Raw genomic sequence first — 10,510 nt, 5'->3', positions numbered from 1 at the left:
AATCATATCGTTTTGATTCATTCGGTAGCTAATGAACTGCTGATACCTAAGACGATTAGTAAGTTTCAATTCCCAGCGGGATGGAATTCTACTTTCCAGAAGCTACAATAAATTTTGGATTTTCAATAAGTTTCAATTCCCAACGGGATGGAATTCTACCTATAAAGCTTGGTATTACATTTGACGAGGAAGAGTTTCAATTCCCAACGGGATGGAATTCTACCTTAGGCGTGGTAATCGCTCTGCTTCTATGCGCTATGTTTCAATTCCCAACGGGATGGAATTCTACCTTTTGTCGTCATTTTGTATCCTTTTATATTACAGTTTCAATTCCCAACGGGATGGAATTCTACCGTATCATTGATGAAGTGCTGCTGCATACACCCGGGTTTCAATTCCCAACGGGATGGAATTCTACTCAAAGCAAATTTTATAGGTGCGCAATCCCCATTGTTTCAATTCCCAACGGGATGGAATTCTACGCTCGGTGTCTATGTCATAGCCTGCCCGCTTTGCGTTTCAATTCCCAACGGGATGGAATTCTACTGGGTAGCGGCACGACTGCGGTAGCTTGCAAGGAGCGTTTCAATTCCCAACGGGATGGAATTCTACAGCACGAATTTTGCCATTTTTCTAGGTAGAAAGTGTTAGGAGTATATATTTTTATGCCTTAAAATGGACTAAATTTAAAAAAGCTCCCGATTGCTCAATGCCCAAAATTAGGCATTTCAGAATCTTAAAAGCAACTTTATCGCTATCTATATGTATCGTGAGTGCAAATGTTAAAATCTAAATATAAAGATATTCAAAAATCGAAGTGTGAATAATAAAAAGCTGAAATTTTAAAAACATATGTGTTTTTAAAGCCAATTCTTTCGCCGTTCCGTGCTTCAGATCAAATTTATTTCAAAAGCACATGCATTTTAAGAGAGCGTAATCTATAGGCGTAAGTGATTCTAGTTAAGATTTCAAAAACATAAATTTAAACTTGAAGGCCCAGCCCTACCGCCATACCAACCCCTCGTAAGGCACGCCTTCACAGACGTATTTTTTAATCTGATTGGCCTCGCGACGGATGATTTGACGCCAGGTTAGGCTCTGTCCCGCTACGTTCGCGCAAGATGCTAGTTTCTCAATCATTTTTAGCTCGATTTTTTGCACCGCTTCTCGACCAAATCGAATACGCCCCGCGTCCGTTTCAAAATCTTTTGCCGTAATCTCACGCTTATTTAACATTCCAAAAATTAATCTATCGCCTAAAATAGGCTTAAAAATCTCTGCAAGATCAAGATGCAGACTTAGCGCACGGTAGTTTGGCTCGTGTAAAAAGCCGATGCGCGGATCAAGCTCGGTTTTGTAAATTTCGCTGAGGCAGATGTTATAAATGCGCGTATTTACATAGCTAATGAGGGCATTAATTTTATCCGCCGGCGGGCGTTTGGAACGCGTCGTAAATTTAAAACTGCGCTGATCCTCGATGATTTCGTTCCAGGCTGCGAAATACTGCTTGGCAAAGCCGCCTTCCACCGCCATTACCGCTGCTATGTCACAGACGCGCGCTAGGGCATCCAGATGTGGCGCAGTATCGAGCGAGACGCCGTAAACCTTGCAATTAATGGCTGCATTTAAGATGCGAGCGCGAGTAATCTCGCGAGCGATAAAAAGGCGCTTAGAAAGATCGTCAAAAGCCCGCAGCTGCGCCAAAAGCACAAAGCCGCTTTTATTTACAGAATTTGAAGTATTAGGGAAAAAACTGCCGCGAAAGCTCTGATAGGCGCTAAAAATATGCAGCAAAACGTTATTATCTGCCAAAAACGCCATAGCATAGGTATCAAGCTCCACTCGCGCCAAAATATAAATTTCATCAATTGCGTTAATCGGCAAAATTTTACTAGTTAAAATTCCGCCCTCGTCGTTAAATTTATCGAAGTATAGATTATTATCTTTGCGGCGCAATCGGCCTGGGCTCAAAATAAAATGCGTGCGATCCGATTTTTGCATACTTTATCCTTAAATTTTAGCTGAATATTGCCTCGTTTTTATCGCACCCGATGACTAGGCGCTGTGAATATTTGAGCGAATTAAAAGTATAAATTACTACCGAATCAAGCTTGCTAGAGCATTCTTTTTGCAAAATCGTCATTAATTTTTTAAGATCGCTCGCTCTGATTTCACCCTCAAAAACACTGAATTGCACGCGAGGCAGAAACTTCTCGACCGCCTTGCGGACGCGTACAGCGTTATTTTTCTCCTTTTCGTCGCTGCTTGAAATATCGTAAAACAAAATAGCGTACATCCTATCTCCTAAATGCAATAATCACGATAAGCGCAACTCTCGCAAATCTTTTGCGGGCTAAATTTAGGCGGCTTTGGCTCGTTTACAAGGGCGGCGATGCTGTTTAGAATTGTTTCGATTTTATTGAAATTTTCGGCGTTATCCTCAATGGCTATGACGGTTTTGCCGCTAATTAGCTTGCCTTTCACCTCTTTTAAATTTAAGCCTGTTTTTAAAAGATAGATATAAAAAAGTAGCTGCATCTTGCCTGCTTCTGGATTTTTTAGGCTCTTTTTATATTCAGTGATGAGATAATGTCCGCGCTGCTTGGAAAGCTTGTCGAATTTCAAATTTGAAAATGCAAAGTCCTGCAAATCGTTCTCTTTGATATCCGCTAGCGCCTTGCCCATCAGCATGTTTTCATCTTCCTGATTGGCGTGAATATTGTGTGCGTAAAGCCACGCCTCGCGCTTACAGGTGACGTAATAATTCACAAGCGTGCCGGTGATTTGGTCCTTGTAAAACATTAGTCGAAAAACTCATTCTTGAGATTTAAGGCGATGTCCTTTTTAATCCCGAAATTATTATTGTACGAAGTATCGCCGAATGGTAAATAATAGACATCTTTTAGCCCATCAATACGCTTTATATTTAAACGCTTTGCATCAAATTCTGTGATATTTACACCAAATCTATTAATTTTCTTAATAGTATTCGTAAATATATCTTTCTTATTAAATTTGTCCATATCAAGTCTATTGATTTCAAAAATTTCATTTTGAAATTCTTTAATATAATCTTCTTTTGGCTCAATTATTACTAAAATTTTAAGCCTATCATCCATCGCCTCGCTAATCTTTTCGTTTATATCGTAAAATCCGAGCTCTCGCATCTGCTCCGCCAAAAATAAGCTCTCTAGGCTTTGCTTTATGGCGCTGAAATACCTATTAGAAATATCTAAAATTTCGCTTTCGATGATATCCCTTTGCTTTAGAATTTTTACCAAAATATTATCGCTAATGCGTTTTAAATCACCGTAAATGAGATCGGAATAGTCGCAAATATCGTTAAATACGTATAACTCTCCCAGAGCTGTGAAATTTCTATTTATACGACCGGCAGTTTGGATAATCGAGCTAATGGGCGCCATCTCTCTAAATCCGACATCAAAATCCAAATCCACGCCAGCTTCGATAGACTGCGTAGAAATTAGCAAGATCGAATCACCGTGCCCACTTTTATTTTTAGCAATCGCGTCTTTTATATTTTCGATATTTTTTCGTTTGTGATCGTCGCACATATATCCGTTTAGGCAAAAAACTTTAAATTCATCGTAAAATTCCAAAAATAGCTCTTGCGCTTTTTTAATGGTATTTACGACGACTAGTGTATTTTTGCCTTTTGCCGATTGTTTAATCTTATCTTTTAAAGCACTCTCGTCACCATCAAACCACTTTAAAACGTATCTATTTTGATCTTTGAAATAATCTAAATTTGAAATTTCTTTAAATTTAGTCGCATCAACAATAGGCATCGTGGCGGACATAAAGATAAAAATGCAGCCAAATCTTTTCGCCATCATTTCGCAAAGTTTCATAAAATCCGCCCTTAACTTATACGGTACTGCCTGCGCCTCATCGATTATTATTACACTATTTTTTAATCGGTTAAATTTTACGCTATCTTTATTTTTGTTTCCAAAGAGTGCAAATATAAATTGATATAGCGTAGTTACGTTAATATCTCCGCTAAAGGAATCCATCAAAAATTTAACTCTAGAATAGCGATCTTGCGGGGTGCTTTCATCTATCGTAGTTTTGTGATGAATTTTATGAATTAATATATTTTTATCGTCTTTGAAAATCTCTTTTATCTCATCATAAACTTGATCTATGATAGCCGTAAACGGCAGTACGTAAATAATACGTTCTTTATTAAATTTAGCGGCAAAATTTAGCGCAGTCAAAGTCTTGCCGTAGCCCGTAGGCGCAGTTAAAGTAAAAAGATTATGATTTACATCGAAATTATTTAAAACGAATTTTCTAAACTCGCTTCTTTTTTCATTTGGCTTACGATTTTCCAGGACTTTGATATATTTTTCGATCGTATTAGGATTCGCCGGTTTAGAAGCAGGAATTCTTTGATTAAAAATAGCTTCATATTTATCACTATAAATAAGCGACGAAAATATGTCTTTGAAATTTAAAAAGTCATCGTAATCAAACTTCTTTTTCGCAAATTTGAAGTATTCTCTTAAATGTTTAGCTTTAATTAAAAGCTCATTTTTATCGCTTTTAATATCTTTGTAAATTTCTAAACCTAAAGCCTTATCTAAGACTTCGTCCCAAAAGTCTAGCTCTTTTGAGCTCTCAAAATATTTGCCGAAATTTTTATTTTGCATTGTAAGCTCACAAAAATTTTCTACATTTCCATGGTGTGATACGATGGATAAAAACCCAAAAGCCGTATCTAGCTCATTAAATTCTGAATTTAGTAAAAATATGTAAGCGGATAATAAAGCATGATTTTTATCTGCAATTTTTTCGGTAGGATTTTTGATATAAATTTGAAAATTAGTTTTTAGCTTAGCTATATCGTGATAAATTTTAATGCATTGTAAAAGCCTACTATCCGATTCGGCAAGCATATTTATTATATGCTTTATTAATGGTTTATTGGGATGCGATAGCAGCTCACTTTGCAAAGTAGACCTTGTAGTCATTTATTTGATAAATATTTCCTCTATTCTTTGCTTTGATTTGACTATTGCCGCTTAACTTAATAACGAAATCTTTAAAATCCTTAAAAATTCGACCCTCTTCGCATCCGCAAGCCATTCTAGCCGTAGTAAGTCTGATATCAAAGCTTTGTGCATCAAATATAAAATCGTCCATTAAAACGAATGTATCTATAAAACTTTCTTTTTCATGAACCAATTCACAATTTTTTATCTCGATATATTTAAAATCCGCTATACAAAAATTTATACCTAAATATGGCGTAAAGACACATCTATGAGCTTTTAAGCTGTTAATTATATTTTCTTTATAAGAAGCGTTTAAAGCACTTAAATCAACGAATATGACATATCTAGGATCTTTTATTAGCTCTTTATAAAACTGCTTTTTCTCGCTAGAATCTTGATAGCCTTGTTCGATATGCATACTTGACGATAGAGCAAATTTTATACCGTTAAAAATCATAGTCTTTTGCGAAATTGCGAACTTAAAATAACGCTATAACCTATATCGTTAAGTTTAAAATAATTCATTTCACCTATAATCGCTCCCAAAAGCCCCATGATGGCAGTTTTTGGTGGCACCGGGTATGTAAGAGACGAGTAGATAGTAGCTGGATGAGAAAAATGCGCGTAATCTCCCGATAGCTCAAAAGCTATTATATCCATTTAAAATCCTATTTTTATCCAACTACTATCAAATTGTGATCTGTTATTTTGCTCGAAGTCAAAATCGCTCATATACTCTATTTTTTCGATCTCTTGCGCGCATCTGGTAAGTTTAGCTTTTAATCTAGAAAAATCAATCGTAAAATCATTTATACTTCTTATCTCCACATCTTCTTTGCTACTATTTATAGCCACACAGTTATTTAAATCTCCAGCGAAAGTATCATCTTTATATGTAATTACTAGCATAAATCTAGGCATTTGACCCATTTTCGTGCGAGTAATTAAATTTTTAGTCCCGCTCCAGAGCGCTCCTAAAATCACTTTTACATCATCTTCACTTAAATTTGTAATCTTTGCACTATGATTATCCACTATTCCGTAAGTTGCAAACATTGCATAATTTAAAAAATCTTCTTCTCTAAACGTTTTATTTGCCTTATCGCTACCGCTTGCAAACGCGCCGGTGCCTTTTATATGCTCTACCACAACTCTATGAAGCGATCTGCTCATTCTAAACTGAATGGGTCCGACAAATTGAATTCCGGCTGTTTTTATGCCTTCTTTTTTCATCTCGTCTTTATCCGATATCGGCAAAACTCCACCAAATGCGCGAATATCGATAAATTTAGATAAAATTTCTTTTTCAATCTCGATTTTTTCTTGCTTAACGTTAATTACTTCACGTATTGCGCTTTTGCAATCTAAGATATTTTCATCTCTTTTATACTCTTTAATGAAAATCGCACTTTCGTCTTTTTTCATAATTTCATCTCTAATTGTTCGCTTTATACGTACATCAGTAACTTCTGCTATACCCGTCTCATCGTCTATCCTAGGAGCGTTATCTCTTAGCATATCGCCGTTTGGATTAAAATTTTCGCCGTCCCAAAGAAATAGAATTTCCTTCTTTTTCATTACTCGTCTCCTTGAGTGTTATCTTTAATATATTTCGTAAAATCACTTCCGCCCATAGCAAAAGCCAGAGTTACATAAGCGCTCTTAACCCGCTTTTGAGATAAAAACGCACTTGGTAAAATTCCAATCAAAATATCGCGCATGATTTCTATATTAGCACTTCTTTTTCCTCGCGATACATTGGAGAGTTTTTTGTTAGTTTCATCGCACTTAGTCCAAATCCGTTCTAAAAGCTCTTTCGTAATTACTCCGGCATTATTCAGCCATTTTTCGAATGAACTATTTTTGCTAATAGCAAATTGGCGATTTATCAACCCTGCAGACATCATTCCTAGCAAATATGCACTCTGCAATACTTCATTATCTTTTAGAAATTCGCTATTTTTCAAAATCGAGCTTATTAGCTCTTTTTTATCGCTTAAGCCTTGCAAATTAACCTCCCTTGCAAATGATATTTTTTCATTTAAAGCACCCATTTCATTAAAGAAATTTTGATATTTTTCGATACTTTCTATACTTCTATTTTGATATGTCTTAACGCGATTAAAATAAAATCCCCATTCTATTTTTGACGCATAACTAGAGTTAATATTGCCTTTATAAATCAAAGCAGCGTATTTTTCCATCATATCATCTAAATTCATCCTGTTTTGTGATAATAAAAAATTCATAATATCAATATTTTTAAGAAATAAATTTTGCATATAAATAGTATCGTCTTGTTGATCTTTACTATCTTTTCGTCTAATCGCCCTAATATTGTATCTACCCATTAAATCGGAAATTTTAGAAATATAAGACGGCAATACATCATCTATTTGCAATAATACATTAACTGCAGCATTGCTTTTTTTATAAAATAGAATTGTATTTAGCACGGGCATATTTGCTTGTGCTTTAGCTACGGATTCCAACTCGTAATTAATACTTTCTTCGATATTTTGTATGCCTTGCAGATCTTTTTTCTTTTCACTCGGATCTTTTAAAATTTCCACTATTTTTTCTAATAAATTTACATCATTTACCATTAACGTCGGTAAGACCGCCATTTTATCCCCGTAAAAATTAAAAGATAATTCCTTATCAATTGCCATAAAACCGTTTTTAACCAAATTTGCATTAGCACTATTTAGAGGTAGTAATCTAACTTTAATGTCTTGTAAAGCAGTCGGTAGCTCATTTACGGAACAAAATGCTAAATTTGCATCTCCACCGATACCCATACTATTTGTAAGCATATCATAACCATAAATTTTGGCAGTTTTACCATTATCGCTATCACTTAAATGACTAGTAAAAATATTTTTGAAATACGCTGAAATCGGCCTACCCTCCCAAGATAATGCAAAAAAAGTAGCTACTTTCATGCCCTTTTTCTTAGGCTCTTCTTGTAGAGCTACAATTTCACTTAAAATATCATCAAAAAAGCTCTCGTTTAAGCTAGATAAATCCGTTAATATTTTATCATTTTTGATATCGTCAGGATTGAAGCAAGAGAGCATATTTTTTACGGCTTTTAAAATTCCTTTTATAAATTTAGGAGTATCGTCTTTTACGGCTTTGCTAATGAATTGGACATTAGGGAACAAATTGCCAGAATTCGCACCTATGCCAAATCTACAAACTATTAAATCGTCTTTTGAAATATTGTTATTTACCAATATTTCTTTACTTTTAATATCAAAAAGATAAATTTTAATAGCATCATATTCATAGCTTTTGTTGTTGATTTTAGTTTTCTGTTTATCATAAATTTCGCCGATACTAGAAAAAATTTTAACTATATCGCCCAAAATTTATCCTTTCTAAAATATACGCGAATTATAACTAATTTTAATTATATTGTCAATAGTTATTGTGTTTTAATGAAATAATTTGCCTTTTTTAAATTTTTATTATACAATCGGTTTTAAAGCAAGCAATCATCCTTTTTAGGATTTGAAATTTGTGCTTTAATGCAGTCTTGCTTTACAACCTCCAAAACCCCTACTCCGTAGTTCATGCACCCGCTTCCAGCACCCGTACCAAGGATCAAATTGATTAGTTCTGCATTAGCTACAATTTTCCATCTTGCTTGCCACGCATATACCGGCTCGCGGTTGTTGCCGTAATAGAATTTCACAGATTCACCCAGCTTTTGCCACAATAAATTTAATTCCATTTCGCCATCATATTTTCGCCCCATAATCGTTTCAAATCGCTGTAAAATATTCGTCTTCATCATCTCTAAATGCCTACTATCTTGCGGCTGCAAATAAACCTTATGCCCCAAAAGCCCGCTTACTGCGCACGCCACGTAGCCTTGCACAATAGCTTCGTTCTCGCAAATTTTATGATTTTTCGCTTCGACGGTAGTTTGCGTAAATAGAATTTCACCCAAGCTTAGCCCGTCTTTTAGCACTGCTAGCGCGATTTTACGTTCAAACTCCGGCTCGCATGAAGCAAATCGCACGCGCAAATCCTCTCCTCGCAAGATAAAATCAAACACCGTGCGTTTAAAAATTTTACCGCTTGATTCGTGTCTATATCCTACGTGCTCTGAAGCCGGCAGATAGCGATAAAGAAAGCCCTGAATCAGCTGCGAGAGAGATTTTGTGATTTTTAGATTTTTAGTTGGTAATTTTGCGTTGATGATTAGCATTTGCGCTCCTTTGCGCGGTAAAATTTTGCCCAAGGTTCGTGCAACCTTGGGCAAATGAGTTCTAAGTGAAATTAAAATCCTATCTCTTTGATATCGGCAAACTGCAAAAACGCGCGATAAATTTGTCCGATATTTGCGATACGATTTGCGCGTATCTTGACATCCTGGACGTTTATCATTACGTTATCGAAAAAATCATCAATCACGCCTTTAAGCCCAAATAGTGAGCGCAGATACCCACTCACGTCGTTTTCGTTGAGCTTAATCGCTCTGAATGCCGCATTTAGCGCACGCTCAGCATCGTGTTCGAATAGATTTTCGTCCACCGCGCCTATTTTTTCGTCCTTGATGATATTGGCTAGGCGCTTAAAAGTCGCGAAATTTTCCCCGAAATCCGCTGCTGCTGCGATCTCGCCCAGCGCCTTTATGGCCTTGCTTAGTCGTAACAGATCGTTTTCGCCGCTTGCGATGCACGCCTTGATCACGGACGGATTTATCTCGTCAAAAATTCCATATAATCTATCTTTTATAAAATCCAGCAGCTTAGAAATGTCAAATTTCTTATAATTTGGCGCCAGTTTTTGCGCCAGCGCATTCGCATCAAAGCCCAATCCTTGATTTAGTAAAATTTTAATTAGCCCCGTAGCTGCGCGGCGAAGCGCATACGGATCTTTATTGCCGCTTGGAACTTTATCGATACTAAAAAGCCCCAGGAGCGTTTCAAATTTCATCGCTATAGCGATTACGCTACTAAATACACCGCTTGGCAGCTCGCTATCCTCGCCGCTAGGCAGATATTGCTCGCGTATCGCGCGGCATACATGATCTGCCAGTCCAGCGTGTGCGGCATAGTAACTACCCATAATGCCTTGAAGCTCGCTAAATTCACCCACCATCGTGCTGCTAAGATCTGCTTTACTAAACATTACGGCATTTTCTACATCCCGCGCAAAATCCTTTTTGCCGATCTCCGCCTCAATCTGTGTAGCATAATCCGCGCTCAGTGCCTTTGCTACCGCTAGCTCGCGCACTTGCTTATCATAAACCGAGCCAAGGGCTTGCATATAGGAAATTTGCTTAAGTTTTTCAGGACTAAATTCCGCTTGCAAATCGCTTTTCCAAAAAAACATAGCATCGCTTAGGCGCGCGCGTAAAACTTTTTCATTACCGCGTACTACAAGCTCGTCATCATTGGTGATCGCATTACTAACGACAACGAAGTGATTGCTTAAGTTTTTACCCTCGAAAACGGGAAAATAGCGCTGATTCT

10 protein-coding genes and 1 CRISPR repeat array are annotated in these 10,510 nt (G+C 36.6%); all 10 genes read right to left on the bottom strand.

Annotated elements, in window-relative coordinates; all coding sequences use genetic code 11:
* Window positions 1-62 precede the first annotated feature (62 nt).
* A CRISPR array of direct repeats spans window positions 63-612; the repeat unit is 30 nt; unit sequence GTTTCAATTCCCAACGGGATGGAATTCTAC.
* A 390-nt stretch (window positions 613-1,002) separates the two neighbouring features.
* On the bottom strand, window positions 1,003-2,001 hold the full coding sequence (gene cas1 / locus Q0605_RS08145; RefSeq protein WP_298705975.1) for a CRISPR-associated endonuclease Cas1: 999 nt from the start codon (window positions 1,999-2,001) through the stop codon (window positions 1,003-1,005).
* Window positions 2,002-2,017: 16 nt separating this feature from the next.
* Window positions 2,018-2,296: a CRISPR-associated endonuclease Cas2 gene (gene cas2, locus Q0605_RS08140; protein ID WP_298705972.1), complete on the bottom strand. Its 279-nt coding sequence runs from the start codon at window positions 2,294-2,296 to the stop codon at window positions 2,018-2,020.
* Window positions 2,297-2,304: 8 nt separating this feature from the next.
* Window positions 2,305-2,802, bottom strand: coding sequence for a Dna2/Cas4 domain-containing protein (locus Q0605_RS08135; RefSeq protein WP_298705969.1), 498 nt, complete (start codon window positions 2,800-2,802; stop codon window positions 2,305-2,307).
* A complete protein-coding gene (gene cas3, locus Q0605_RS08130) occupies window positions 2,802-4,922 on the bottom strand; it encodes a CRISPR-associated helicase Cas3' (RefSeq protein ID WP_298705966.1) in 2,121 nt (706 codons plus the stop codon). Before cas3 ends, Q0605_RS08135 begins: the two co-directional genes overlap by 1 nt.
* Before the next feature lie 46 nt (window positions 4,923-4,968).
* A complete protein-coding gene (locus Q0605_RS08125) occupies window positions 4,969-5,478 on the bottom strand; it encodes a CRISPR-associated protein Cas5 (RefSeq protein ID WP_298705963.1) in 510 nt (169 codons plus the stop codon).
* Complete coding sequence (gene cas5 / locus Q0605_RS08120; RefSeq protein ID WP_298705960.1) at window positions 5,475-5,681, bottom strand: CRISPR-associated protein Cas5; 207 nt, start codon at window positions 5,679-5,681, stop codon at window positions 5,475-5,477. Before cas5 ends, Q0605_RS08125 begins: the two co-directional genes overlap by 4 nt.
* Window positions 5,682-6,599, bottom strand: coding sequence for a type I-B CRISPR-associated protein Cas7/Csh2 (gene cas7b, locus Q0605_RS08115; protein WP_298705957.1), 918 nt, complete (start codon window positions 6,597-6,599; stop codon window positions 5,682-5,684).
* Window positions 6,599-8,392 carry a TM1802 family CRISPR-associated protein gene (locus Q0605_RS08110; protein WP_298705954.1) on the bottom strand — a complete coding sequence of 598 codons (1,794 nt, stop codon included), beginning with the start codon at window positions 8,390-8,392 and terminating at the stop codon, window positions 6,599-6,601. Before Q0605_RS08110 ends, cas7b begins: the two co-directional genes overlap by 1 nt.
* A 116-nt stretch (window positions 8,393-8,508) precedes the next feature.
* On the bottom strand, window positions 8,509-9,240 hold the full coding sequence (locus Q0605_RS08105; protein ID WP_298096407.1) for a CRISPR-associated endoribonuclease Cas6: 732 nt from the start codon (window positions 9,238-9,240) through the stop codon (window positions 8,509-8,511).
* Window positions 9,241-9,311: 71 nt separating this feature from the next.
* The coding region (glyS, locus tag Q0605_RS08100) for a glycine--tRNA ligase subunit beta (RefSeq protein ID WP_298705952.1) at window positions 9,312-10,510 on the bottom strand (1,199 nt) is incomplete at its 5' end.

The sequence above is a fragment of the uncultured Campylobacter sp. genome (assembly GCF_938017705.1).
Classification (GTDB): Bacteria; Campylobacterota; Campylobacteria; order Campylobacterales; family Campylobacteraceae; genus Campylobacter_B.
This window is presented reverse-complemented; position numbering and strand designations above follow the sequence as displayed.

What these genes read in the sequence shown, in the direction of transcription:
- cas1 (WP_298705975.1), bottom strand. Translation starts at nt 2,001, where the DNA reads ATGCAAAAATCGGATCGCACGCATTTTATTTTGAGCCCAGGCCGATTG.
- cas2 (WP_298705972.1), bottom strand. Translation starts at nt 2,296, where the DNA reads ATGTACGCTATTTTGTTTTACGATATTTCAAGCAGCGACGAAAAGGAG.
- Q0605_RS08135 (WP_298705969.1), bottom strand. Translation starts at nt 2,802, where the DNA reads ATGTTTTACAAGGACCAAATCACCGGCACGCTTGTGAATTATTACGTC.
- cas3 (WP_298705966.1), bottom strand. Translation starts at nt 4,922, where the DNA reads ATGCTTGCCGAATCGGATAGTAGGCTTTTACAATGCATTAAAATTTAT.
- Q0605_RS08125 (WP_298705963.1), bottom strand. Translation starts at nt 5,478, where the DNA reads ATGATTTTTAACGGTATAAAATTTGCTCTATCGTCAAGTATGCATATC.
- cas5 (WP_298705960.1), bottom strand. Translation starts at nt 5,681, where the DNA reads ATGGATATAATAGCTTTTGAGCTATCGGGAGATTACGCGCATTTTTCT.
- cas7b (WP_298705957.1), bottom strand. Translation starts at nt 6,599, where the DNA reads ATGAAAAAGAAGGAAATTCTATTTCTTTGGGACGGCGAAAATTTTAAT.
- Q0605_RS08105 (WP_298096407.1), bottom strand. Translation starts at nt 9,240, where the DNA reads ATGCTAATCATCAACGCAAAATTACCAACTAAAAATCTAAAAATCACA.